Source organism: Falsiroseomonas sp., assembly GCF_041690465.1.
Taxonomy (GTDB): domain Bacteria; phylum Pseudomonadota; class Alphaproteobacteria; order Acetobacterales; family Acetobacteraceae; genus Falsiroseomonas.
Map to the genome: position 1 here is coordinate 1 of NZ_JAWLHG010000032.1, position 25,162 is coordinate 25,162.

Consider the following 25,162-nt stretch of genomic DNA (forward strand, 5'->3'; position numbering starts at 1 on the left):
GCCTCCGGAAAGCTCCGGCGCCGTTTCACGCCTTCCGACATCGTCACCTCCAGGCTCTTCAGCCTATCTGAGGTGTCCACTCAAACGGGGTAGGCCCAATGTGAATACCTGCTGCGGGCAGACCTGCCGACGCCGCGCGACCTCCGCCACGACCGTGCCAGGCTCCAGCGTCTCCGCCACGATCCGCGCCTTGTCGTCGTCCGACCATTTCCGTCGTCGGCCGGGTCCCGTGAGAACCTCTACCCGGCGATAGCTGCCGCCCTTCGCGTCGTCATTAACGTCGACCATAACGTCGGCTCGAAGCTCCCAACCCCAAGCCGACCAAGCATACTCACCGCCCGCGCCGGAAGGCGGGCCTCGTCGCCGCGCTTACAGTCAGACAAACCTTTGCAAATGAAAGGCAGAAGGCTGGCATGTCGGAGTTCCGATTGGGATCCCTCTCACGCAGGAATTCGGCATCGTTTCCAGAGTGGCAGAGACAATAGCGGTGGGATCCCGCTTGGGCGTCTGCCCACAGGAGGCTCGCCTGGGGCGCTTGCGCGGGACCTCGTCGACGGGGCTCGCACCGTCAGAAAGGACCGCTTTCCGCCCTTCCCTGACAATGCGGCCTCATCCCGAGACAGCCTCTAAGTTTTGGGAAGGGCTACAATCCTAATGCGCCTAACCAGGGCCTTGGCGAAGCCACCGAAGCGTACAGCCGGTGCGGTCATGTCGTCGCCGGGGTGCACGCACCCAGGAAAACAGGGCGACGCGCGCGAATGTTTACGCCTGGGGTACCGCTACTCAGAAGCCAACTTCTAAAGTATCGCTGGCAGCACAAAGTCGCCTCAACCCCTTGTGGAGCAACGAACCCCAGGCACGTTGTTTACAAACTTAGTTTACCACAACCTAGAACGGGATGTCGTCGTCGAGGTCGGACTTGGCCGGCGCCCGCCCCCCGCCGGAAGAGCGGCCGGCACCGCCGCCGCCAGCGCCGCGGTCCCAGCCGCCGCCGCCGCGCTCACTCGAAGCCGAGGACCGCCCGCCGCCATAGCCGCCCCCAGTCTCGGGAGGCTCCCCCATCTCCCCACCGCCCCCGCTGGCGCGGCCGCCGACCAGGGCAAGCTCACCGCGGAACTGCCGCAGCACGATCTCGGTGGAGTAGCGGTCCTGCCCCGACTGGTCCTGCCACTTCCGGGTCTCCAACTGGCCCTCGACATAGACCTCGCTACCCTTGCGCAGGTATTTCTCGGCGATCTCGCCCAGCTTTTCGTTGAAGATCGCCACCGAATGCCACTCGGTGCGCTCCTGCATGTTGCCTTCGCGGTCCTTGTAGCGTTCCGAGGTGGCGAGGCGCAGGTTCACCACCCGGCCGCCATTCTGGAAGTTCCGCACCTCCGGGTCGCGGCCCAGCCGCCCCAGCAGGATCACCTTGTTCACTCCGGCCATCGGTCGGAATCCCTCGTCTTCAGGCCGGGAAACTAGCCCGGCCCGGGGTTGCAGGCCAGCCATGCGGGCGCAACCGCACCACCCCTGGCGAAACCTCTTCCAAGCCCATCTATATGGGCCTAGAACCCCCGGAACACAATGCGAACGTGCGGACCTGCCGGCCCGTGCGCCGCCCCCTCGGATCTGATGACCCCAATGGGACCAGCATGAGCGGCATGATCCGCATCCGCGGCGCGCGGGAGCACAACCTCAAGAACCTCGACCTCGACATCCCGCGCGACACGCTCACCGTCGTCACCGGGCTCTCCGGTTCGGGCAAGTCCTCGCTCGCCTTCGACACGATCTATGCCGAGGGGCAGCGGCGCTACGTGGAATCGCTCAGCGCCTATGCGCGGCAGTTCCTGCAGCTGATGCAGAAGCCCGACGTCGATTCGATCGAGGGCCTGTCGCCCGCCATCTCCATCGAGCAGAAGACCACCAGCCACAATCCGCGCTCCACCGTCGGCACGGTGACGGAGATCCACGACTACATGCGCCTGCTCTGGGCGCGTGTCGGCGTGCCCTATTCGCCGGCGACCGGCCTGCCGATCGAGGCGCAGACGGTCAGCCAGATGGTGGACCGCATCATGGCCATGGTGGAGGGCACGCGGCTGCTGCTGCTCGCCCCGGTCGCCAAGGGGAAGAAGGGCGAGTTCAAGAAGGAGCTCGCCGAATACCAGCGGCGCGGCTTCGAGCGCGTGAAGGTGGACGGCACGCTCTACCAGATCGCCGAGGCGCCGAACCTCAGCAAGAAGCTCAAGCACGACATCGAAGTGGTGGTGGACCGCATCGTCGTGCGCGATGGCGCGCAGTCCCGCATCGCCGACAGCCTGGAGACCGCGCTCGGCCTGGCGGAAGGCGTCGCCTATGCCGAGAATGCGGACACGCAGGAACGCACGGTGTTCAGCCAGAAATTCGCCTGCCCGGTCTCCGGCTTCAGCATCGAGGAGATCGAGCCGCGGCTGTTCAGCTTCAACAGTCCGCAGGGCGCCTGCCCCGTCTGCGACGGCCTCGGCATCCAGGCCTTCTTCGACCCGATGCTGGTGGTCCCCGACGAGACGAAGAGCCTGAAGGACGGCGCCGTGCAGCCCTGGGCCGGCGCCTCCTCGCCCTACTACACCCAGACGCTGGAGAGCCTGGCACGGCACTACAAGCTGTCCATGACGCTGCCCTGGCAGGACCTGCCCAGGCCCTTCCGGCAGGTGGTGCTGAACGGCACCGGGTCCGAGGTGGTGACGCTGCGCTACAAGGATGGCTTGCGCGCCTATGACGTGAAGAAGCCGTTCGAGGGCGTGATCCCCAACCTCGAACGTCGCTTCCGCGAGACCGACAACCCGTGGACCCGCGAGGAGCTCACCCGCTACCAGGCCGAGCGCCCCTGCCCCGCCTGCAACGGCCATCGCCTGAAGCCGGAATCACTCAGCGTGAAGGTCGCCGGCTGCCATATCGGCGAGGTCAATGCGCTCTCCATCCGCAAGGCGCGCGACTGGTTCGGCGCCGTGATGCCCACGCTGACGCCGCAACGCGCCGAGATCGCGCGGCGCATCCTGCGCGAGATCGAGGAGCGGCTGCAGTTCCTCAATGATGTGGGGCTGGACTATCTCTCGCTCGGCCGCGCCTCCGCGACACTATCGGGTGGCGAATCGCAGCGGATCCGGTTGGCCTCGCAGATCGGCAGCGGGCTGACCGGCGTGCTCTACGTGCTGGACGAGCCCTCCATCGGCCTGCACCAGCGCGACAACGAACGGCTGCTGGCGACGCTGCGGCGGCTGCGCGACCTCGGCAACACGGTGCTGGTGGTCGAGCATGACGAGGACGCGATCCGCAGCGCCGACCACCTGGTGGATATCGGCCCCGCGGCCGGCAAGGCTGGCGGCCGCATCATCGCCCAGGGCACGCCGGCCGAGGTCGAGGCCAACCCCGCCAGCATCACCGGCCAGTACCTCTCCGGCGCGCGGCGCATCCCGATGCCGGAGACGCGCCGGAAGCTCGACCCGAAGCGCCTGGTGCGCATCGTCGGCGCGCGCGGCAACAACCTGAAGGACGTGAGCGCCGAGATCCCGCTCGGGACCTTCACCTGCATCGCCGGCGTCTCCGGCGGCGGCAAGTCCACGCTGGTGATCGAGACGCTGTTCAAGGCCGCCTCCCGCCGCCTGATGGGCAGCGGCGAGGTGCCGGCGCCGCATGACCGCATCGAGGGCCTCGAACACCTCGACAAGATCATCGACATCGACCAGTCGCCGATCGGCCGCACGCCGCGATCGAACCCCGCGACCTATACCGGCCTGTTCGCCCCGATCCGCGACTGGTTCTCGGAACTGCCCGAGGCGCGCGCGCGCGGCTACGCGCCGGGCCGCTTCAGCTTCAACGTCAAGGGCGGCCGCTGCGAGGCCTGCCAGGGCGACGGCGTGCTGAAGATCGAGATGCACTTCCTGCCCGACGTCTACGTCACCTGCGACACCTGCAAGGGCAAGCGCTACAACCGCGAGACGCTGGAGGTGAAGTTCCGCGGCAAGTCCATCGCCGACGTCCTCGACATGACGGTGGATGAAGGCGTGGAGTTCTTCTCCGCGGTGCCCGCCATTCGCGAGAAGCTGGTGGTCCTGCGCGATGTCGGCCTCGGCTACATCCATCTCGGCCAGCAGGCGACCACGCTTTCGGGCGGCGAGGCGCAGCGCATCAAGCTGTCCAAGGAGTTGTCGCGCCGCGCCACCGGCCGCACGCTCTACATCCTGGACGAGCCCACCACCGGCCTGCATTTCGAGGATGTGCGCAAGCTGCTGGAGGTGCTGCACCAGCTGGTGAAGGCCGGCAACACGGTGGTGGTGATCGAGCACAACCTCGAGGTCATCAAGACCGCCGACTGGATCCTCGACCTGGGCCCCGAGGGCGGCGAGGGCGGCGGGCGCATCGTCGCCGCCGGCACGCCGGAGGACGTGGCGACGGTGGCCGAGAGCCACACCGGCCGCTTCCTCGCGCCGATCCTCGCCCGCGACGGCGCGGTGGCGGCGCCGGAGCCGGTGCGGAAGCGCAAGCGAGCATAGACAGCCTCGGCCATCGGCGCCGGCGCGCCGATGCAAAATGCGCGGGCGGAGGGCAAGATCGCTTCCGGCGCCGCGCTGCGGCTCCGCCATGGCCGTCTTCATGGCGCAGCAGAACCGGCTGGCGCAGCGCCTCGGCGGTACGTGGGTGGTCTACGCGCCCTCCGTCGGGCTGGTGGTGTTCGACGCGGCAAGGCTGACGCAGCGGGGCTGGAACGGCAGCGCCCGGGCGGTCGTCACGCCGTGGGCGAAGGCGTCACGACCACCCTGCCCGTTCCCGGCGCCGCGCTTGGAGACTTCGCCCGCGCGAGCTTCTCGCCGGACCTGCAGAGGATCAAGCTGGCAGCGCGGGTGCCGGCGGCGGATCCCGTCAGCGTCCACTTCCAGAATGGCGCGGCGGGCGCCGTCGATCCGGTGAATTGGCGCTGTGGGTCCGGGTCGAGACGGCGGAGGGCGCGGCGAGATCGCGGCAGAACGGTCCCCTGAAGCACAGCATCGTGTGCGCTGCTGGTTGGTGCAGGCCGGACGCACCACGACGTGATGCCGGATTGTTGCGGTTACGTGGTCCCGTAAGCGAGATGAACGCTTATGATCGTCAGCTGCGCGAGGAGAGTCTCGCGGCGCAGCACGACGTGCAGAAGGTGATGCATGCTGCCTGACTTCGAGAGAGCCGTGGAGGCGTTCGCACAGGCCACGGTCCGCGAGCGATCCGCGCCGCGATCCGACGAGCGTGATCCGTCCACGAGCGTCGGCCGGTTCCTGCTCGATGTGCATGCGCGGATGCCAGACTACCTCCGCCTGCCGTTCCGGTTGCTGACGCTCGCCTTCGACGCATGGTCGCTGCCTCGCCACGGCAAGCCGTTCCATCGCCTGCCGCACGAGCTTCGGATCAAGCATGTGCAGGCCTGGAAGACATCGCGCCTCGAGCCACGAAGACGGCTGATCGAGTTCTACGAGACGCTTGCAGTCTTCAGCCTCTACTCGGACCTCTACGGACAGGATTATGGCTATGCTTCAGAGCAGCGGGACCTTGACGCAGGCGGCGGCGCTGGCGGCACCGCTCGCGCCTGAGATCCTCGTCATCGGCTCCGGCCCAGGCGGCTCCACGACGGCGACGATGCTCGCCGAGGCGGGCTGCGACGTGCTCCTCATCGAGGAGGGGCCGTACCTGCCGCTGGAATCTGCGCCGCACTTCTCCCGTGAGGAGATCGTTCAGAAATACCGCAACGCCGGTATCAACATCGCCTTCGGACGCGCGAAGATCGCCTTCGTCGAGGGCAATTGCGTCGGCGGCGGCAGCGAGATCAATCGCGGCCTCTATCACCGCACGCCGGAAGGCGTGCTGGAGCGGTGGCGGCGGGAATACCGGGTGGACGCGCTCGAGGAGGACCGTCTCCGCAGCCATTTCGAAGCCTGCGAGGCGATCGCGCGCGTGCAGTATCTTCCAGGCCCCGCGCCCGCCATCTCAAGCCGCCTGCAGCAGGGAGCAACCAGTCTGGGCTGGGCATCGATGGAGGTGCCGCGCCTCTTCGTCTATGGCCGTGACTGGAACGCCGGCAGCCCGGGTCGCAAGCAATCGATGACCGAGACCTTCGTGCCGCGCTTCCTCGCAGCCGGCGGGCGGCTGCTGGCCGATGCGCGCGCGATGAAGCTCGCCCGCCACGGCGGGCGGTGGCGCGCAAGCGTGGAACATCGGCCTTCGGATGGGCCGCGCCGCGTCATCGAGATCTCGGCCGCCACGGTATTCGTCGCCGCCGGCGCGACGGGAACGCCGGCACTGCTCCGCCGCTCCGGGATCAAGCGCAATGTCGGCGACCAGCTGCGCTTTCACCCGATGGTGAAAGCCGTCGCCAGGTTCCCGGATGAAGTCAATCTCCCCGGCGAGCTGGAGCCGGTGCACCAGGTGAAGCAGTTCGACCCGCGCTTCAGCATGGGCTGCTCGATGAGCAAGCGGCCGGCCCTCGCCCTCGCCATGGCACCGCATCCGGACCGCCTCGGCGAGGTGGATGCGGACTGGCGGCGGATGGCGATCTACTACGCCCAGAACACCGGCGGCATCGGTACGGTACGACCGATCCCCGGCTTCCGCGACCCGCTCGTGCGCGTGCGGCAGACACCGCAGGACCTGGCCGAGCTTGCGGAGGGGCTGAGGCGGCTCTGCGAGTGCCTGCTCGCCGCCGGGGCCGAGGCGGTCTATCCGAGCCTGCCTGGCTTCGCGCCGGTGCGTTCCATGGCCGACGTGGCGCGGATGCCGGACACTCTCCCGCCGGACCGCGCCAGTACGACGGCGCTGCACCTGTTCTCCTCCTGTCCGATGGGGGAGGACACGTCCCGCTGCGCGGCTGACAGCTTCGGGCGCGTGCATGGCGTGGACGGGCTGCACATCGCCGACTGCTCGCTGCTACCGACGCCGACGGTCGTGAACCCGCAGGGCTCGGTCATGGCGATTGCGCATCGCAATGTCATGCACTTCCTCGAACGAGCGGCGCGGCCCGGTGCGGCACGCGCCATCCCCGAACACGCCGCAGCCATCACGGCCTGACAGGACGCCAGCGACAATGCGACATCTGATCACGGGCGGCTCCGGCTTCGTCGGGAACCTGGTGGCACGCCGGCTACGCGAACGTGGCGAGGAGGTGCGCATCCTCGACATCTGGGAAGACCCATCGCGGCCGCGCGACATCGAGTACGTCAATTGCAGCGTCACCAACCGCGAAGCCGTGGCGAGCGCGATGCGCGGCGTGGACGTCGTGCATCACCATGCGGCGCTGGTGGCGCAGACGAATGCCGGCAAGGGCTACTGGGACGTGAACGTCGAAGGTTCGCGGATCGTGGCCGAGGAAGCGGCGAAGGTGGGCGTGCGCGCCTTCATCCATACCAGTACCACGGCCGTCTTCGGTATTCCGCCCGACGGCCCCATCACCAACGCGACGCCGACGCGCCCGGTGGAGCCCTATGGCAGGTCGAAGCTGGCCGGCGAGCATGTGGTGGACGAGATCTGCGCACGGCACGACATCCCGCTGATCACGATCCGCCCGCGCGCCACGCTCGGTGGCGGCCGGCTCGGCATCTTCCAGGTGCTCTTCGAGTGGATCCACGAGAACCGGAACGTCTATGTCATCGGCAGCGGCAACATCCGCTTCCAGTTCATCCATGCGATCGACCTGATGGATTTCTACATGCTCGCGCTCGATTCCGGGCGCGCCGGCACCTACAACGTCGGCACCGACGAGTTCGGGACCCTGCGCGGCGACCTCGAGGCGCTGGTGCGGTACGCCCGCAGCACCTCCAAGGTGAAGAGCCTGCCGGAAGGCCTGGCGATCAACGCACTCCGGATGCTGTACTGGATGCGCGTCTCGCCCCTCGTGCCCTGGCATTACCTGACCTACCACAAGGCCTGCTACTTCGACGTGCAACCCCTGCTCGCGATGGGCTGGAAGCCGCGCTACTCCAACATGGACATGCTGGAGGAGAGCTACGACTGGTTCTGCGAAAACGAGGAACGGACCAAGCGTCTCGGCACCTCGGCCTCGCCACACCGCGCGCCGCTGAAACAGGGCGTGCTCTGGGTGGTCAAGCGCCTCTCCTGACCGCAGGCGATCCCGCCGGCGTTCTCACCTGTGGGCCGGCGGCCAGTCGGCCGTTGCCGCCCTTCGCTGCGGATCCGGCTCGAGCCGCGCGGCCAGGCGTCGGCCGAGCGCGATCGTCGGACGCTCCACCAGCCGGTGCATCCAGGTTGCGATCAGCAGGGAAAGCGGGATCACGCCCGCCAGCACGAGTGCGGGCGGCACCGCGGGCGGCGCGAGGTGCAAGGCCCCCAGGATCAGCGGCACATGCACGAGATAGAGGCTGAACGAGATCTCGCCGAGCCAGACGAGGGCACGGCGTGAAAGCGCCGCCTGCGCGGCGGCGGAACTCATGACCAGCGCGATCAGCAGCGCGGCGCCGAAGCCATTGGCGAGGTCGCAGAGCGCGCCGGGCAACGGCACCAGCCAGCGGACGCGCAGGAGCAGGAAGCACAGCAGCCAGAGGCCGATGCGCCGGCCGCCTCCGAGCGCTGCGAGCCGCTGCACGATGGCAGCCCGGTGCCGGGCGAGGAGGATGCCGAGCAGGAAGTGCGGCAGGAAGACGAGGGCGGCGAGGGCGCCAGTCCCGACCAGCCGCGTCGTCACCACGCCGGCCGCGAATGCCGCCAAGCCGATGGCAGCCACGATCGGCAGCCGGAGGCCCGCAACCACCACCAGAAGCGGGAAGACGAGCGATGCGCGCAGCTCGTAGTCGAGGGTCCAGAGCACGTTGTTGAGCGGATAGTAGTCGTGGACCAGGACCAGATGCTGCAGCACCAGCGGCACCGTCACCGGCTCGGTCCAGGAGAGCGCGAACCACCTGCTGAGGTCCGGCCGGCTCTCCGTGGGAACATGCGGCAGCGCCAGGGCGACGAGCAGCACTACGACGCCGGAGGGGGCCAGCAGCCGGATGATCCGCTTCGTGGCGAAGGGCAGGTAGCGGGGCTTGCGGCCCGACACGAAGGGCAGCGCCAGGACGAGACCACTCAGGACGAAGAACAGCATGACGGGCTCGCGGCCCGACCACAGCAGGCCCAAGGGTGTCAGCGTCAGCAGCGCCGCGGACCAGCTGCGCGTCTCGGTGATCGGCAGGCCCCGGTCGAACAGCAGCGGCTCGAGCGAGGGGAAGACGAGCAGGCAGTGATGAATGACGACGCAGAGCGCGGCGATGCCGCGAAGGGAGTCCAGGGGTAGCAGACGCATGCGCAAGGTGTCCCGGTCTAGGCCGCACCATGCATGGCGTGGCCGGGGCGCTCTGGTCCCGCAGCGGCGAAGCCGCCCGGGACACCTTGCCTCACGGTGGGGTCATGCGTTGCCAGACCTCCGCCAGCCCTGCCGGCGACGAGCGGCCGGTCCGCTGGAACGCGTCCCCCAGATCGCGCAGGAAGGCGGCGAGATGCGGGTGACCGGCGCGTGCCTCGGCCGGGTCGAGGCCGCCGGTCCAGACCACGATGGTCTCGATCTCGCGGCCGGCCGCCTGCCGGAGGCTCGACTGGAACGCTTCCAAGCCCTCCGGCAGGTCGCCATCCTCGATCATCACCGAGAACTCGGTGAGGTCGGAGATCCGCGCACGCACGTCCCGGCGGAGCTGCACCCGGAACAGGCCCCAGATCGGCATCACCTGGTAGTTGGAGAGGTCCACCACATCCCGCCCGGCGATGCCGCGTCCGAGATGCGTCGCCGGGTCGAAGCGCAGCGGCATGCCACCGAGCATCAGCGCCGGCCCCTTCACGTCTAGGATCGCCGCGAGGTGCACCAACGCCACGACGCGGCCGGAGGGGATCTGCGCCTCGGCCCAGGAGAGCTCGGCAAGCAGGCGCCGTTCCAGCACCGCATGCCCGATGCTGCGCGAGGCGGTCAGCAGCAACCCGGCCGCGACGGCGGTGGCCAGCGCGGCGCGGCGCCAGCGCGGCGGCAGCGGGGTCGCGACGAACCACAGGAAAAGCAGGAGGTGGGCGAAGGGTGCCAGGCGCTGGGGGATCTGCGGCACCGCCGCGGTGTCGCGCGGCAGCACCATCACCGCGCCGGCAACGGCCACGGCGCCGAACAGCAGCCAATGGCGCTGATGCTGCGCCGCTTCCTCCGCGGGCTCGGCGGTTGGCCGGTCGCGCAGCAGCCAGGCCAGCGCTGCGAGGCCGAGCGTGGCGGTGGCGAGAGCGAGCGCGACGGGGTCGGCAATCGAGAACCAGACGACGTCGCCGCGCAGCGCAAGGGTCGCTGCCTGGATCAGCGGATCCCATCGGATCGCCCATGCCGAATGCTCCGGCGACTTCCCCGCAGCATAGGCGACCGCCGCCGCCGCGACCGGAAGCGATGCCAGGGCGAGGACCAGGAACTGTCGCGGCACGACGAAGCCGCCGCCCCGGAGCCAGCGCCAGCCCACCGCGCCGACCGCGCCGCCCGACACCGCCGCAAGCAGCGCCGGCGCGACCTGGATCTGCAGCGCGCAGCCGAGCAGGCCGAGCGCGGCGAAAGCCGCCGCGTCCCCCATCCCGCCGCCGCGCACCAGGCGCGCGGCGAAGACCAGCGCCAGGAAGGCGGGCGCCATCGCCAGCACCAGCGCGAAGGATCCCATCTGCAGCATCAGCGGCGCGCAGAGCAGCAAGCCGACCGCCGCATCCGCCACCCGGCCGCCGAGCAGGCGCGGCGCCGCGAGGATCACGCCGACCAGCAGCAGCGTGAGCAGGAGGGCCATCGTCCACTCGGCGCGGACCGGCGGCATCATCTCCATCAGCCGCGACAGCAGCCAGTAGGCGGCAGTGTTCGTCAGCCCGGGATCCGCTTCCTCGAGGAAGCGCGCGGCGGTCGGCGAGGTGCCTTCCCTCAATCCGGCCAGCAGGCTTGCCGTGTGCAGGTGGGCCGGGCCGTCCTGGCTCGGGAAGACGGAGGCGGAGAGGAAGGGCAGCGCGACGAAGCCGGCGACATGGGCTGCGAGCAGCCACCGCCCTCCCCGGCCCAGCGCTGCGCCGCGCCTCCTGCTGCTGAGCCCGGCGCCTGCGAGCCGCGAAGATGGCAGCTGCACGGTCACGCGCGGCTCTCCGCCGCAAGGGAGGCCTGCGCCTGGCCGCCGCCTTGGGCGCCCGACCAGTGCTCCACACGCCATCCACGGTTCACGGCAATCCGTGCGAGTTCGGGTGTCGGATCCACGGCCACGGGGATGGTTGCCGCCGCCAGCAGGGGCAGATCGCTCGCATGGTCGGAATAGGCGGTCAGGCGGCACGCCGCGTCCGGGAGGCGCGCAGCAAGCTCGGCGCGCACCGCATCCAGCTTGGCCTCGCCGCGCAGGTTCGGGCCAGCCAGAGTGCCGGCGACGCGGCCATCCGCGGTCCAGGCGATGCGGGTGGCGACGGCGGCATGGAAGCCGAGCAGGCGCGCGATGGGCTGCACGTAGAGGTCGAGGCTCGCGGAGGCGAGCAGGAGCGTGTCGCCCGCGCGGCGATGGCGCTCCAGGCGGGCGAGTGCGGCCGGCTTGATCTCGCGTTCCACCGCGCGCCGGGCGAACGCCGCGGCGAGGTCTTCCAGCGTCGTGCGGGGGCGGCCGCCGAGGATGGCGTCGAGGAAGGCGACCTTCAGGCGGTCGTTGCCGATGCCGCGTAGCATGAAGCGCGCACTCAGCACCGGTAGCGCCGCCGCCCGCAGCGGCCGCGCCGGCCCGAGGCGGCGCAGGGCCTGGGCGAGGAAGGCGAGGTAGAGGTCGCGACGCGTGAGCGTGCCGTCCAGATCGAAGACCGCGACGCCCGGCCCGGCCGTCTCGTCGGGCGGTGTCATTCAGCGGGCCAGCGAAATCAGGTAGGGCTGCATCAGGAAGTGCAGCGCCGGCAGGTCAACCACCGTCAGCACGGCGACGAGGCCGGCCAGCGCGCCGACGAAGAGCATGAAGCGGCGCTCCTGATGCAGCTTCTCCGGTGCCTGCGCGGCCGAATCGGCGCGCAGCGCGATTGCGAGATACCAGGTGAAGAGCAGCGCGAAGGCCGGCAGGCTGAGCAGGTATTCGATGCGGTACTTCAGCAGGAACACGCCGAGCAGGAAGGCGGCGAACAGCGCGTAGAAGAAGGAGGACAGCAGCAGCTTCTCCTCCGTGTAGAAGCGGAATGAGCGCCGGTACTGGGCGGCGGTCGTGGGATCGCCGATGCGGCGGTATTCGCTGTAGCGCTTCATCGCCATCAGGAAGGCGCCGCCCATCCAGTAGGCCAGGATGATGGAGGCCGGCGGCAGGGCATCGGGCAGGACGACGAACCAGCCCATGAGGAACCTGAGAGGGTTGTTGATGCTCTCGGACAGCACGTCGAAGTAGACGCGGTCCTTGGTGCGCACCGGCGGGACGTTGTAGGCGAGCCCCATCAGCAGCAGCGCCTGCGCGGTCAGCAGAAAGGCTGTCCCGAGCGCCTGCGCGACCAGCAGCCCTGCGGCGGCGAGTACCAGGTACTGCAGCGCGACGAGGCGGAATTCGAGCCGGCCGGCGGCGCCCGGCCGCGAACGCTTCAGCGGGTGGAAGCGATCGTATCGCGCGTCGAGGTATTCGTTGATCGTGTAGTTCGCGCTGGCGATGAGGCAGAGCGAGGCCAGTGCCGCGAGCACGTGCAGGCCGGTGAGGAGGGTCGGCGTGCCGTTGAGCGCGACGGCCAGTGCCGCGCCCGGAAGCATGAAGATGTTCTTGATCCAGTGGTCCGGCCGCGCGATTCGGACGTAGTCCGCGAAACGCGGCCCTGCCACTGCCAAATCCGCGTGATCATCAACGGCCACGATCTCATCCCCGATGCGGAGCATTGCCGGCCGAGATCGTGCCGGGGATGTTTGGACGCCGCGACCAACATGAGAGTGTGTGCGCTGAGATGGCCGTGAGGGAGATGGCCTGAGCGTCACTCTACGCCGCGACGTTGAGTTCGTTACGCGCTCATCGCGCCTGAAGGCATCTGCGGGCCAGCGGCGGCGCCGATGCGGGATCGCGCCCGTGCAGGCTGACGGCCGGCGTGGCTTCGCCCGGTCAGGGCGTTCCCTGCGCCCGTCCCGGGGCCCAGACCTTGTCGGGCGCCTGCCACAGCGCGCCATCGCGCAGCATCGCGGCCAGGCCCCCGGCCATCGCCTCGAAGATCGCCCTGCCCTTCCCCACCGTCGCCGCGCGCGGGTCGCCGCGCACCCCGGTGACGGGCGCGCGCTCGGCGAAGGACCAGAAGCGCGTCGCCGCCGCATCGCCCGCCGGGAAACCGCCGGGCGAGACGCTGTGCGCCAGCTGGTCCTGTCGCACTTGCGACGGATCGAGATGCAGCCAGAGGCTCGTCTCGCCCTCGCAGGCATGCTGGATGCCGGGCTGGGTCGTCAGCGCCGCGCGGATTGCCTCCGGCGCCAGCTTCGTGATGGTGGTGGTCACCACCGGGATGCCGAATTCGTGCGCCAGCTCGCGCGCCGAGATCGCCAGCGGCTCGATATTGCCGCCGTGGCTGTTCAGCAGGAACAGCTTGCGGAACCCGTCCGCCATGATCGAGCGCACGACGCAGCGCAGCACGGCGGCGAAGGTCGCGTAGTCCAGGCTGATGGTGCCGCCGAAGGGGAAGTGATGCTCGGAAAGCCCCATCCACATCGGCGGCAGCACCACCGCGGGAAGATCCCCCGCCAGCTCCGCCGCGCGCAGGGAGACCGCATGGCCGATGAAGCTGTCGGTCCACACCGGTAGGTGCGGGCCGTGCTGCTCCAGGCTCGCGACCGGCAGCACCACCACCGCGTCGCGCTCGGCCAGCCTCCGCAACTCCGGCGCGGTCAGTCGTTCCCAGCGGATTTCCATGGCGCCTCTCCCATCGGCTCGGGCAGGGAGCCTCCGGTCAGGGCCGCATCGCGTCAAGCCGAGACGCGCGGGGCTGGCCGCCGGGGCACCAGCGACGCTAGGCTGACGGGATGATCGGCTTCCGGCTGCTGCTCGGCATCGACCTGCTCGTGCTCGGCGTTTTCGGCTGGTTCTTCCTGCTCGGCGTGTCGGACGGGGCCGTCTCCGCCTTCAACATCGCCCAATGGGGAGCGATCCTCGTCGTGCTCGGGGGCGTGGTGCCGGGCGGGCGGGCGCTGCGCCGGTCCGGCCGTACCGGCATGGCGTCGCTGCTGCTGGCCGCGCCCGCGATCCTGGCCATGTCGCCGCCGCCGCCTTCCTGCTGTTGCTGCTGAGCAACCCGCGCTGGAACTGAACAGCCGCCGTTGCGGCCGACCAACCGGCCGTGGCGTTCTCTCGGCTCAACGAATCCGATGGAGGATGCGCCGCATGCCCGCCCCCGCTCGCCTCGCGCCCGGCCTTCTCTGCCTGCTCGCCCTGGCCATGCCCGCCGCCGCCGACGAGACGCGGGAGATCGGCCACGTCAACACCGCCTTCACCAATCTCGGCCTGACGCGCAGCCACCGGGTGGTGGTGGAGCGGTTCGACGATCCGGATGTGCGCAACGTCTCCTGCTGGATCAGCCAGGCGCGCGCGGGCGGGTTCTCGGGCATGCTGGGCGTGGCCGAGGACCCGGCGCGCTTTGCCATCACCTGCGCCGCGACCGGCCCGGTGGAGGTGCTGCCCGGTGCCCGCCGCGGCGATCGCGGAGACCAGGTGTTCGAGACCAGCACCAGCCTGTTCTTCAAGGAGACCCGCGTGCACCGCTTCCTGGACGAGGAACGCCAGGCGGTGGTCTATCTCGCCTGGTCCACGCGGCTGGTGGATGGCAGCCCCTATAATGCGGTGGCGGTGGTGCCGATCCGGTGAGCGCCGTTTAGCCCCGCTGCGGCATCGCGTCGCGGCCGGCGCTGCGGATCTCGGCCACCGTGCGCTCCCAGGCGGCGAGACGCTCGGGCCCGGTGGGATGGGTGCTGAGGAAGCTCGGCTGCTGCGCACCGCCGGCCGCCTGGGCCAGCCGCACCCAGATATCGCCCGCCTCCTCCAGGTCGTAGCCGGCGCGGTGGACCATGTAGGCGCCGAGGTAGTCCGCCTCCCGCTCCTCCTCCTTGGAATAGACCAGCCGTGCGGCGCCGCCACCGAGCTGCGCCCCGGTCTGCGCCAGCTGGTCGCCGCCGAGATAGGCGCCGACCAGCGCGCCCGCGATCGAGCCGAGCTGGGTGCGCGTGCCGGCGCGCCGGATGTGCTGCGCCAGGTGATGGGCGTATTCGTGCGCGACGACGGCGGCCAGCTCCGCTTCGTTCTGCACGGTGTTCACCATCCCCGAGGTGACGCCGACGACGTTGCCGTCGGTGGCGAAGGCGTTGACCTGATCGGTGGTCGCCAGCGCCACGCGGAAGTTGCAGCCGCTGTCGAGGTAGCGGCGGCAGAGCGGGTCGTTGGCATCGGCCACGCGCTGCGACACGCGGCGCAGCAGCTCGACCTGCTGCGCCTGGCTGAGGTTGCGCTGCTGCAGGCGCGGCGCCGCCTCGATCGCCTGCCGCGCCTCGGCGACCGCGGCGGACCCCGGTTCGGGCAGCGCATGCTGTGCGCCGCAGCCGCACAGCGGCGCGGCGAAGAGGCCGCTCAGGATCAGCACCTTGCGGCGCGCCAGCACGGGCTCGCAGGACAGGGACGAGGGCATGGGCGTAACCTCCGGCGGAACGAGTCCGCTTCAGGACGCCTGCAGGGCCGCTCCGGTTTCCGCGAGGTGCTGCGGCCCGCGGTCGCGGCCCTCCTCCACCGCATGGCACGCCACCGCGGTTTCCGGTGTCCCGCGCGCCGGCGTCAGCTCCGGTCGTTCCGCCTTGCAGCGGTCGTTCGCCAATGGGCAGCGCGGGTGGAAGGGGCAGCCGGAGGGCGGGCTGATCGGGCTCGGCACCTCGCCGCCGACGGGGATGCGCTGGCGCCCGGTCATCTCCAGGTCCGGAATCGCCTCCATCAGCGCGAGCGTGTAGGGGTGGCGCGGCGTGGTGAACAGCGTCTCCGCCGGCGCCAGCTCCACCAGCCGGCCGAGATACATCACGCCGACGCGGTCGCTGACCTGCCGCACCACCGCCAGGTTGTGGCTGATGAACAGGTAGGTGAGGCCGAGTTCCTTCTGCAGGTCCTTCATCAGGTTCAGGATCTGCGCCTGCACGGAGACATCGAGCGCGCTGGTGGGCTCGTCGCAGACGAGGAATTCCGGGTTGGAGGAGAGCGCGCGCGCGATGGAGATGCGCTGGCGCTGGCCGCCGGAGAATTCGTGCGGGAATTTCTGCCCGTCCAGCGGCGAGAGGCCGACATGGGTCAGCAGCTCGGCGACGCGCGCGGTGATTGCCGCCTTGTCCTTCGCCAGGCCGAAGGCACGGATCGGCTCGGCGATGATGTCGCTGACGCGCCAGCGCGGGTTCAGCGAGGCGTAGGGATCCTGGAAGATCATCTGCATGCGCCGGCGCTGGTCGGAATCCGCGCGTGCCTCGGCCAGGTCGCGGCCGTCGAAGATCACCTTGCCGCGCGTCGGGCCGTAGAGCCCGACCACCAGCCGCGCGACGGTGGACTTGCCGCAGCCGCTCTCGCCGACCAGCGAGAGCGTGGTGCCCCTCGGGATGGCGAAGCTGATGCCGTCCACCGCGCGCAGCATGCGCCGGCCCTCGCCTGCGAGCACGCGCTGGATCAGCGGGCGGGAGACGTCGAAGAAGCGCGCGACGTCCTGCGTCTCGAGCATCGGCGGTTGCGAGGCGGGAAGATCACGCATGGGCGCGCGCCACGGGCTGCGATGCCTCGTCGTAGAGCCAGCAGGAGGCGCGTGTCTCACCGGCCGGCAGCAGGTCCGGCCGCTCGACGCGGCAGCGATCGAAGACGCGCGGGCAGCGCGGGTTGTAGGCGCAGCCCTGCGGGATGGCGGACAGCCGCGGCATCGCTCCGTCGATCTGCTGCATCCGCTCCAGCCGGCGGCTGACCGGCGGGATCGAGCCCATCAGGCCGATCGTGTAGGGGTGGGAGGGATATTTCACGACGTTCCGCACCGCCCCGATCTCGGCGATGCGGCCGGCATACATCACCGCCACGCGATCCGCCGTCTCGGCGATCACGCCCATGTCGTGCGTGACGAGCATCATCGAGGTGCCCTTCTCCCGCGCCAGCGTCTTCAGCAGCGCGATCACCTGCGCCTGGATGGAGACGTCGAGCGCGGTGGTCGGCTCGTCGGCCACGATCAGCTTCGGCTCGGCGCAGAGGGCCAGCGCGATCACCACGCGCTGCCGCATGCCGCCGGAGAACTCGTGCGGGTAGCTGTCGATGCGCTGGGACGCGGCGGGGATGCCGACCAGCTCCAGCCACTCGATTGCCTTGGCGCGCGCCTGGGCGGGGTTGAGCGGCAGGTGGGTGGTCATCGTCTCCACCAGCTGGCGGCCGACGGTGTAGAGCGGGTTCAGCGTGGTCAGCGGGTCCTGGAAGATCGCGCCGATCTCCCGCCCGCGCACCGTGCGCATCTCCTTGTAGGGCAGGTTGTCGATCCGCCGTCCGGCGAGGCGGATCTCGCCCCCGGCGATGCGACCCGGCGGTTCGAGCAGGCCGATGATCGCCGCCCCCGTCATGGACTTGCCCGCACCGGATTCGCCGACCACGCCGAGCACCTCGCCCGGCGCGATGTCGAAGGAGACATCGTCGAGCGCCACCAGCACGCCGCGACGCGTCGGGAACTCCACGCGGAGGTTGCGCACCTCCAGGATGGGCACTTGGTTTGACATCAACGAAGCTTCGGGTTGAGGGCGTCGCGCAGCCAATCGCCCAGGAGGTTGACGGACAGCACCAGCACGATCAGCGCGATGCCGGGGAAGATGGTGATCCACCACTCGCCGGAGAACAGGAAGTCGTTGCCGATCCTGATCAGCGTGCCGAGCGAGGGCTGGGTCGGCGGCACGCCGACGCCGAGAAAGGAGAGTGTCGCCTCCGCTAGGATCGCGAAGCCCAGTTGCAAGGTCGCGATCACCAGCACCGGCCCGAGCACGTTGGGCAGCACATGGCTGACCATGATCCGCGCCTGCGAGAGCCCGATGACGCGCGCCGCCTGCACGTATTCCTTGTTGCGCTCCACCATGGTGGAGCCGCGCACCGTCCGCGCAAAGGAGGGCCAGTTGGAAATGCCGATCGCGAAGATCACGACATACAGCGCCACCTGGTCGTGCACGTCGCGCGGCAGCGCGGCGCGGGTGACGCCGTCGATCAGCAGCGCGATAAGGATGGTGGGGAAGGTCAGCTTGATGTCGGCGATGCGCATCAGCACCGCATCCACCATGCCGCCGAGATAGCCCGCCGCCAGCCCCGCCGTGACGCCGAGCGTCACCGAGAGCAGCACCGCGCAGAAGCCGACCAGCAGCGACACGCGCGCGCCGTACATGATCGCGGAGAGCACGTCGCGCCCCTGGTCGTCGGTGCCGAGCAGGTAGTTGGCGTCCCCCTCCGGCGACCAGGCCGGCGGCTTGAACGCGTCCATCAATTGCAGGCTGGCCAGGTCGAACGGGTTGTGCGGCGCGATCCAGGGGGCGAGCACCGCGCCGCCGATGCAGATCGCGGCGACGATCGCGGAGATCACCGTCACCGGGTTGCGCGTGAACGACCACCAGATGTCGCTGTCGAAGAAGTTGCGGACGGCCTGCATCTCAGTGGCCCCCCTTCCCGCCGCCGATGCGCAGGCGCGGATCCACGGCGTAGTAGAGCAGGTCCACGATCAGGTTGATGGCCACGAACAGTGCCGCGATCAGCAGCAGATAGGCCGCCATCACCGGGATGTCGGCGGCACCCACGCTCTGGATGAACAGCAGGCCCATCCCCGGCCACTGGAACACCGTCTCGGTCACGATGGCGAAGGCGATGATGGCGCCGAGCTGCAGCCCCGTGATGGTGATCACCGGCACCAGCGTGTTCTTCAGTGCATGGCCGAAATGCACGGCCCGGTTGGTGAGGCCGCGGGCGCGGGCGAACTTGATGTAGTCGGTGCGCAGCACCTCCAGCATCTCGGCGCGCACAAGGCGCATGATCAGCGTCAGCTGGAACAGGCCGAGCGTGATCGAAGGCAGGATCAGCGCGCGCAGCCCGTCCCAGGTGAGGAAGCCGGTGCTCCAGCCGCCGATCCTGACAGTCTCGCCGCGCCCGAAGGAAGGCAGCCAGCCCAGCCAGACGGAGAAGACGAGGATCAGCAGGATGCCGATCAGGAAGGTCGGCAGCGAGACGCCGATCAGGCTGAAGGTCAGGAAGAAGCGGCTCAGCCAGGAATTGCGGTAGAGGCCGGTGTAGACGCCCATCGGCACGCCCACCAGCAGCGCCAGCGCGGCGGCGGTCAGCGCCAGTTCCAGCGTCGCCGGCGCGCGTTCGATGATGAGCTCGATCACCGGGCGCGACAGGCGGTAGGAGAGGCCGAACTCGCCCTGCACGGCGTTCAGCACGAAGGTGCCGAACTGCACGATGAAGGGCTGGTCCAGGCCGAGGTCGCGGATCAGCGCGTCCCGCTGCGCCTGCGTGTAGTCCTGGCCGAGCATGATGGCGACCGGATCGCCAACATAGGCGAACATCGCGAAGGAGATCAGCGCGACCACCAGCATCACCGGGAGGGCCTGGAGGATGCGCGAAATGATGAAAGCGAACACAGCAGCTTCCTAAGGTGCGCCCCCACCCGGCAGCCGGGCGGGGGCGTTCGCTCGCAGGCTCAGTTCACGACCATCCAGCGGAAATACGGCTGGTTGTTCGCCGCATGCGGGATGGAGATGTTGTTGCGCATCGCCCAGGGGATCATCTGGTGGTGCAGCGGGATATGCGGGACGTCCTCGCGATAGATGCGCAGCGCCTCGCGGATCGCCGCCATCCGGCCCTCGCCCGATTCCGTCTTCATCCGCGTGACCAGCTCGTCCATGCGCGGGTTGGAGTAGCGCCCGTAGTTCCAGATGCCGTCGCCCTGCTGGCCGTTGCGGGTGGCGAGCAGCGACTGGAAGGAATACAGCGCATCCAGCGTCGGCACGCCCCACCCCAGCAGGTAGATGCTGGTGTCCTCGCGCTGGATCTGCGCGAAGAACGGCCCGAGCGGCTGCGCCTTCACCTGCGTGCGCACGCCGATGCGCGTCCACATCGCGGCGATGCCGGTGCAGATCTGCTCGTCGTTGATGTAGCGGTTGTTCGGGCAGTCCAGTGTGATGCCGAAGCCGTCCGGATAGCCCGCCTCCGCCAGCAGCGCCCGCGCGCGCGCCGGGTCGTAGGGCAGGCGCACATCCTCATCGGCGCTGTAGCCATTCACCTGCGGCGGGAAGAAGGTGCCGGTGACGATGCTCTGCCCGCGCATGGTGGTGCGGTTGATCGCCTGGATGTCGATGGCGTGGTACAGCGCGCGCCGCACCCGTACGTCCTTCAGCGGGTTGCGGTCGCGCACGTCGCTGTAGAGGAGCTGGTCGCGGTGCACGTCCATCGCGATGAAGATGGTCCGCACCTCCGGCCCCTCCAGCACGCGGATGTTGCCCGCCTGGCGCAGCCGGTTGAGATCCTGCAGCGGCGGATCGAGCACGAAATCCACCTCGCCGGAGAGCAGCGCCGCGATGCGCGTGGCGTCGGAGCCGATCGGGCGGAACACGATTTCCGTCACGTTGCCCGGTGTCTGGCCTGGCTCGTTCCAGCCGAACCAGGCCTCGTTGCGGCGCAGCACGGTGCGCACATCCGGCTCGCGCGAGGCCAGGCGGAAGGCGCCGGTGCCGTTGGTGGCGCGGACGGTGTGCATCTCCTCGCGCTGGCGGGTGTTCTGCGGACGCGTGGCGTTGTGCCGCTCCGACCAGGACTTGGACATCATGTAGAGCGAGGCGAACTTGTTCGGCAGGATCGGGTCCGGCCGCTTGGTGATCACGTCCACCGTGAACTCGTCCACCTTCACCGCGCGGTCCACGGAATCGACGAAGATGCCGTAATTCGAGGTCGGCTGCTGCGCGCGGGTGATGGAGAACACCACGTCGTCGGCGGTGAAGACCTCGCCCTCGTGGAAACGGACGCCCTGCCGCAGCGTGAAGCGCCAGCGGGTGGGCTCCACCTGCTCCCAGCTGAGCGCCAGACCGGGGCGCAGCGTCAGGTCCGCGTTGCGGTGGATCAGCGGATCGTAGATCTGCTGCAGCACCATGGTCACGGTGCCGAGGTTCTGGCTGTGCGGATCCATCGTGTTCGGATCGCCCGAGGCCGCCCAGCGCACCGTCCGCGCCTCGGCGCCGCGCCCGAGGCCCCGGGCCAGCTGGGCGGCCGCGGCCGCCATTCCCAATCGTCGCATCCCGTCGGAACTCCCCGGTTGATCGCGGAACGTCCGCCCGCGTGGCACCAAGAGCGTGCAATATCCCGCCCGATGCAGTCGGGAAAGCCTCAACTCACGTCGGGTGGCCCGGCATGCTGCCCGGCAGCCCGCCGCCCGCCCAGTCCTTGATCAGGGTGTAGCCCACGGCGAGCAGAACCGGCCCTAGGAACAGGCCGAGGAAGCCGAAGGCAAGCACGCCGCCGATCGCGCCGAGCAGCGTCAGCAGCAGCGGCAGGTCGGCGCCGCGGCTGATCAGCCACGGCCGGATGAAGTTGTCCACCGAGGAGATCCCGAGCGCGCCATAGAGCCCCATGAAGATGCCCCAGCCCCACTCGCCCTGCGCCAGCAGCCAGATGGTGGCCGGCACCCAGACCAGCGGCGCCCCCACCGGCAGGATCGAGATGACGCCAGCCACCACGCCGAGCAGCACCGGCTGCGGCACGCCGGCGATCCACAGGCCGAAGGTGGTCATCGCCCCCTGCACCACCGCGGTGCCGAGCAGCCCATAGACCACGCCGCGGGTGACACTGGCGGTGAGCTCGACCAGGTGGCGGGCCCGCTGGCCGGCCAGCTTCTCGGCCATCAGCTCCACGCTTCGCGCCAGCGCCGGCCCGTCGCGGTAGAAGAAGAAGGCGAGGAAGATCGCCAGCAGCAGTTCCGCAATGCCCGACAGCACCGCCAGCAGCACCGAGAGTGCGCCCTGCGCCAGGGTGCCGGCGTAGGGGCTGATCGCTTCGAACAGCCCGGCAAAGGTGGTGTCCCAGCCGATGAACCACTCCGCCAGGTAGCCGCCGATGAAAGGCAGGCTGCCGAGAAAGCCCAGCGCCCCGGGCACGCCCTCGGTGATCAGCCGTTCGACATTGGCGCGCAGCGCCTCCACATCCTCGCGGCTGGTGGGGGCGGCGAAGACCAGCGGCAGGCCGATCAGCAGGAACTCGGCCAGCACCATCAGCAGCGCCGCCCAGCCGGGCGAAAGTCCTGCCTGCTCGCGCAGGATGCGGAAGGCGGGCCAGGTCGTGTAGGCCAGGATCAGCGCCCAGAGCAGCGCCGAGATGAACGGCCGCAGCACCAGGAAGCAGGCGAAGCCGAGCCCCGCGAGGGCGAGCAGCCCGATGATGCGCGCGGGTCGGATCTGGTCCTGGTCCATGCCATCCGCTTAGCCGAACCGCGGCCGCGGCGCATCCTGCCGTCTTGCGGGACGGTGCGCTGCGGGGCATGACCGGGACGCCCAGGGAAGGCCAAGGGAAGGGAGTCCGCCATGCCGCGCTTCGCCGCCAACCTCTCGATGATGTTCAACGAGCTGCCCTTCCTCGAGCGCTTCGATGCCGCTGCGAAGGCCGGCTTCACGGCAGTGGAGTTCCTCTTCCCCTACGAGCACCCGGCCGCCGAGATCGCCGCCCGGCTGAAGGCGGCCGGCCTGCAGCAGGTCCTGTTCAACGCGCCCCCCGGCGACTGGGCCGGCGGCGAGCGCGGCACCGCCGCCCTGCCCGGCCGCAAGGCCGAGTTCCGCGAGGGGTTCAGCAAGGCGCTGGACTACGCCGCCGCGCTCGCCTGCCCGCGGATCCATGTGATGTCCGGCCTCGCACCTTCCGGCATGCCGCACGACACGCTGACGGCGACGCTGGCGGAGAACCTCGCCTGGGCCGCCGAGCAGGCCGCGCCGGCCGGCGTGAAGCCGGTGATCGAGCCGATCAACCACCGCGACATCCCCGGCTTCTTCGTCAACACCACCGACCAGGCCGCGGCGATCATCAATGCCGTCGGGCCGGAGAAGGTCGGCATGCAGTTCGACCTCTACCACTGCCAGATCACCGAGGGCGACCTGGTGAAGCGCGTGGAGAAGCACCTGCCGCTGATCGCCCACATGCAGGTCGCCGACAATCCCGGCCGCAGCGAGCCCGGCACCGGCGAGGTCAATTGGCCCTTCGTGTTCGCGCGGATCGATGCGCTCGGCTTCCGCGGCTGGATCGGCTGCGAATACCGGCCAGCGGGGGAGACGACGGCCGGGCTCGGGTGGTTCGCGCCCTGGAAGGGGTAGCCGATCACGCCGGCAATCTCCGGTTGACACGGCGCGACGCCGGCAGGCACGGTCCCGGTTCCGTGCCACGCGACGCGCGGCGCAGTCAAGGAGCGCCGTGCCATGGTCAACCTGATCCAACAGCTCAGCCAGGATCCGGAAAACACCGTCGCCAAGTACGATTTCTATTTCGATTTCCGCGGCGTCAAGAATGTCATCCAGAAGGCTGCCTCGCACGAGACCGGCGGCCTCTGCACCTTCACTTCAGCGCTGCCGACCAGCACGAATGTCTGCAGCGTCACTGTCGCCAATGGCGGCTCGGACTATTTCTTCCCCTGGGTGCCGAGAGGCGTCGGCGACGTCTCGGTGCCGGCCGCGGCGCCGGACGGCACCATCGTGGCAACGGGCCAGCTCAACGGCTGCACCTTCGAGGCGATCGAGGCCGGCGCCAACATGTGGTTCTACCACGATGGGGACAGCAAATACCTGCGCAAGACCGTGCAGCCGGTCGCCGGCACGCAGCGCTGCACCGTCGGCCCGGCGGGCTACAGCCCGCTCAATCTGGGCGACACGCTGATGAAGATCACCCAGAAGCACGCCGACGCCGCCAAGGACGTCACCAAGACGCGGGCCTATTGCTACCAGATGTTCGCCGTGCGCCATGCCGGCAAGTGGAAAGTGTTCAGCTGCGGCCTGCTGCTGTTCAACGGCACGCCGACGGAGGGCTTCAAGGACGGCCCCTCCAAGCTCGTCGCGACCTTCTAGACCGGATCGCGGAGGAGCTTGAACGCTCCGCCACCATGGGGCGGCCCCGCCCCCGCCCTCTTGGCAAACCGCCCCGGGCGTGCTGACGCACTCCGCCTGCGCGGAGTGTCGTCGCCGCGTGTCCGGAGGAGGAAGTGCACATGAAGATCGGCTTCATCGGCCTCGGCATCATGGGCCGCCCCATGGCCGGGCACCTCAAGGCAGCCGGCCACGAGGTGACGGTGGTGGAGCGCAAGTCGCTCACCGCCGAGGACCGCGCAAACTTCGCCGTGGTGCCGAACGCGAAGGCCGTCGCCCAGGCCGCCGAGATCACCATCCTGATGGTCCCCGACACGCCGGACGTCGAGGCCGTGCTGTTCGGCGCGGACGGAGTCGCGGCGGGGCTCGCCAAGGGCAAGCTGGTGATCGACATGTCCTCGATCAGCCCGACCGCCACCAAGGAGTTCGCGAAGAAGATCAATGCGCTCGGCTGCGACTACCTCGACGCGCCGGTCTCGGGCGGCGAGGTCGGTGCGAAGAACGCCGCGCTGACGATCATGGTCGGCGGCCCGCAGGCCGCCTTCGACCGTGCGCTGCCGGTGTTCGAGAAGATGGGCAAGAACATCACCCTGGTCGGCACCGAGAACGGCGCCGGCCAGACCTGCAAGGTCGCCAACCAGATCATCGTCGCGCTGACCATCGAGGCGGTGGCCGAGGCGCTGGTCTTCGCCTCGAAGGCCGGCGCGGATCCGGCCAAGGTGCGCCAGGCGCTGATGGGCGGGCTGGCCACCTCCCGCATCCTGGAACTGCATGGCGAGCGGATGATCAAGCGCACCTTCGCGCCGGGCTTCCGGATCGAGCTGCACCAGAAGGATCTCAACCTGGCGCTGCAGTCGGGCAAGGAGCTCGGCGTGCCGCTGCCCAACACCGCTTCCACCCAGCAGATCTTCGCGGCCTGCGCCGCGCTGGGCGGCAAGGGCTGGGATCATTCCGGTATGGTGAAGGCGCTGGAGGTGATGGCAGCCCACAAGGTCGCGCCCGACGCCTGATACGGCGCGGCGGCCCGGTCGGGCCGCCCGCTGCTGGACACCCGGCCGGCGTGCCGACGCCGCCTTCATCACATGTCAGAGAGCA

23 protein-coding genes are annotated in these 25,162 nt (G+C 69.5%); 9 read left to right on the forward strand and 14 right to left on the reverse strand.

Features of this window, described 5'->3' with window-relative positions; translation table 11 throughout:
- Window positions 1-63: 63 nt before the first annotated feature.
- Window positions 64-288 (reverse strand): transposase, encoded by a 225-nt coding sequence (locus ACESM1_RS22645; protein ID WP_372623482.1) that lies wholly within the window; start codon window positions 286-288, stop codon window positions 64-66.
- 600 nt (window positions 289-888) lie between these two features.
- Window positions 889-1,428 (reverse strand): single-stranded DNA-binding protein, encoded by a 540-nt coding sequence (ssb, locus tag ACESM1_RS22650; RefSeq protein WP_372623483.1) that lies wholly within the window; start codon window positions 1,426-1,428, stop codon window positions 889-891.
- Window positions 1,429-1,634: 206 nt separating this feature from the next.
- Here ssb and uvrA point away from each other — a divergent pair, with 206 nt between their 5' ends.
- The 4 genes from uvrA (at window position 1,635) to ACESM1_RS22670 (ending at window position 8,098) form a co-directional block, all read left to right on the forward strand.
- Window positions 1,635-4,511 carry an excinuclease ABC subunit UvrA gene (uvrA, locus tag ACESM1_RS22655; RefSeq protein WP_372623484.1) on the forward strand — a complete coding sequence of 959 codons (2,877 nt, stop codon included), beginning with the start codon at window positions 1,635-1,637 and terminating at the stop codon, window positions 4,509-4,511.
- A 645-nt stretch (window positions 4,512-5,156) separates the two neighbouring features.
- The gene (locus ACESM1_RS22660) at window positions 5,157-5,579 is read left to right on the forward strand and encodes a hypothetical protein (RefSeq protein WP_372623485.1); all 423 of its coding nucleotides are present in this window, start codon (window positions 5,157-5,159) and stop codon (window positions 5,577-5,579) included.
- On the forward strand, window positions 5,539-7,050 hold the full coding sequence (locus ACESM1_RS22665; protein ID WP_372623486.1) for a GMC family oxidoreductase N-terminal domain-containing protein: 1,512 nt from the start codon (window positions 5,539-5,541) through the stop codon (window positions 7,048-7,050). The genes ACESM1_RS22660 and ACESM1_RS22665 overlap by 41 nt, the downstream gene beginning before the upstream one ends.
- A gap of 16 nt (window positions 7,051-7,066) precedes the next feature.
- Window positions 7,067-8,098, forward strand: a complete 1,032-nt coding sequence (locus tag ACESM1_RS22670; RefSeq protein ID WP_372623487.1) for an NAD-dependent epimerase/dehydratase family protein — start codon at window positions 7,067-7,069, stop codon at window positions 8,096-8,098.
- 24 nt (window positions 8,099-8,122) lie between these two features.
- Here ACESM1_RS22670 and ACESM1_RS22675 read toward each other — a convergent pair whose 3' ends face one another.
- The 5 genes from ACESM1_RS22675 to ACESM1_RS22695 all read right to left on the reverse strand — a co-directional run bounded on the left by ACESM1_RS22675 (window position 8,123) and on the right by ACESM1_RS22695 (window position 13,853).
- On the reverse strand, window positions 8,123-9,277 hold the full coding sequence (locus ACESM1_RS22675) for an acyltransferase family protein (protein WP_372623488.1): 1,155 nt from the start codon (window positions 9,275-9,277) through the stop codon (window positions 8,123-8,125).
- Between the two features lie 91 nt (window positions 9,278-9,368).
- The gene (locus ACESM1_RS22680) at window positions 9,369-11,102 is read right to left on the reverse strand and encodes a hypothetical protein (protein WP_372623489.1); all 1,734 of its coding nucleotides are present in this window, start codon (window positions 11,100-11,102) and stop codon (window positions 9,369-9,371) included.
- Window positions 11,099-11,842, reverse strand: coding sequence for an HAD family hydrolase (locus tag ACESM1_RS22685; RefSeq protein ID WP_372623490.1), 744 nt, complete (start codon window positions 11,840-11,842; stop codon window positions 11,099-11,101). Before ACESM1_RS22685 ends, ACESM1_RS22680 begins: the two co-directional genes overlap by 4 nt.
- Window positions 11,843-12,787, reverse strand: coding sequence for a UbiA family prenyltransferase (locus tag ACESM1_RS22690; protein ID WP_372623491.1), 945 nt, complete (start codon window positions 12,785-12,787; stop codon window positions 11,843-11,845). It lies immediately after the preceding gene.
- A gap of 271 nt (window positions 12,788-13,058) precedes the next feature.
- Complete coding sequence (locus ACESM1_RS22695; protein WP_372623492.1) at window positions 13,059-13,853, reverse strand: creatininase family protein; 795 nt, start codon at window positions 13,851-13,853, stop codon at window positions 13,059-13,061.
- 110 nt (window positions 13,854-13,963) lie between these two features.
- Here ACESM1_RS22695 and ACESM1_RS22700 point away from each other — a divergent pair, with 110 nt between their 5' ends.
- Both ACESM1_RS22700 and ACESM1_RS22705 read left to right on the forward strand, forming a co-directional pair.
- A complete protein-coding gene (locus ACESM1_RS22700) occupies window positions 13,964-14,227 on the forward strand; it encodes a hypothetical protein (RefSeq protein WP_372623493.1) in 264 nt (87 codons plus the stop codon).
- A gap of 94 nt (window positions 14,228-14,321) precedes the next feature.
- On the forward strand, window positions 14,322-14,801 hold the full coding sequence (locus tag ACESM1_RS22705; RefSeq protein ID WP_372623494.1) for a CreA family protein: 480 nt from the start codon (window positions 14,322-14,324) through the stop codon (window positions 14,799-14,801).
- Window positions 14,802-14,808: 7 nt separating this feature from the next.
- On the opposite strand, the gene ACESM1_RS22710 is transcribed toward ACESM1_RS22705, so the two are convergent.
- From ACESM1_RS22710 to ACESM1_RS22740, 7 genes are all read right to left on the reverse strand, one after another.
- Complete coding sequence (locus ACESM1_RS22710) at window positions 14,809-15,615, reverse strand: M48 family metallopeptidase (protein WP_372623495.1); 807 nt, start codon at window positions 15,613-15,615, stop codon at window positions 14,809-14,811.
- Between the two features lie 30 nt (window positions 15,616-15,645).
- On the reverse strand, window positions 15,646-16,707 hold the full coding sequence (locus ACESM1_RS22715) for an ABC transporter ATP-binding protein (protein WP_372623496.1): 1,062 nt from the start codon (window positions 16,705-16,707) through the stop codon (window positions 15,646-15,648).
- Entirely contained in the window at window positions 16,700-17,701 is a 1,002-nt protein-coding gene (locus ACESM1_RS22720) for an ABC transporter ATP-binding protein (protein WP_372623497.1), read from the reverse strand. Before ACESM1_RS22720 ends, ACESM1_RS22715 begins: the two co-directional genes overlap by 8 nt.
- Window positions 17,701-18,612 (reverse strand): ABC transporter permease, encoded by a 912-nt coding sequence (locus ACESM1_RS22725; RefSeq protein WP_372623498.1) that lies wholly within the window; start codon window positions 18,610-18,612, stop codon window positions 17,701-17,703. Before ACESM1_RS22725 ends, ACESM1_RS22720 begins: the two co-directional genes overlap by 1 nt.
- 1 nt (window position 18,613) lies before the next feature.
- The gene (locus ACESM1_RS22730; RefSeq protein ID WP_372623499.1) at window positions 18,614-19,597 is read right to left on the reverse strand and encodes an ABC transporter permease; all 984 of its coding nucleotides are present in this window, start codon (window positions 19,595-19,597) and stop codon (window positions 18,614-18,616) included.
- A gap of 59 nt (window positions 19,598-19,656) precedes the next feature.
- Window positions 19,657-21,231: an ABC transporter substrate-binding protein gene (locus ACESM1_RS22735; protein WP_372623500.1), complete on the reverse strand. Its 1,575-nt coding sequence runs from the start codon at window positions 21,229-21,231 to the stop codon at window positions 19,657-19,659.
- A gap of 109 nt (window positions 21,232-21,340) precedes the next feature.
- Window positions 21,341-22,414 carry an AI-2E family transporter gene (locus ACESM1_RS22740; RefSeq protein ID WP_372623501.1) on the reverse strand — a complete coding sequence of 358 codons (1,074 nt, stop codon included), beginning with the start codon at window positions 22,412-22,414 and terminating at the stop codon, window positions 21,341-21,343.
- A gap of 111 nt (window positions 22,415-22,525) precedes the next feature.
- Between ACESM1_RS22740 and otnI the strand changes: the two genes are divergently transcribed.
- The 3 genes from otnI to ACESM1_RS22755 all read left to right on the forward strand — a co-directional run bounded on the left by otnI (window position 22,526) and on the right by ACESM1_RS22755 (window position 25,077).
- Window positions 22,526-23,305, forward strand: coding sequence for a 2-oxo-tetronate isomerase (gene otnI, locus ACESM1_RS22745; RefSeq protein ID WP_372623502.1), 780 nt, complete (start codon window positions 22,526-22,528; stop codon window positions 23,303-23,305).
- A gap of 102 nt (window positions 23,306-23,407) precedes the next feature.
- Window positions 23,408-24,049, forward strand: a complete 642-nt coding sequence (locus tag ACESM1_RS22750) for a hypothetical protein (protein ID WP_372623503.1) — start codon at window positions 23,408-23,410, stop codon at window positions 24,047-24,049.
- Window positions 24,050-24,189: 140 nt separating this feature from the next.
- The gene (locus tag ACESM1_RS22755; protein ID WP_372623504.1) at window positions 24,190-25,077 is read left to right on the forward strand and encodes a 2-hydroxy-3-oxopropionate reductase; all 888 of its coding nucleotides are present in this window, start codon (window positions 24,190-24,192) and stop codon (window positions 25,075-25,077) included.
- The last annotated feature ends 85 nt before the right edge of the window (window positions 25,078-25,162 follow it).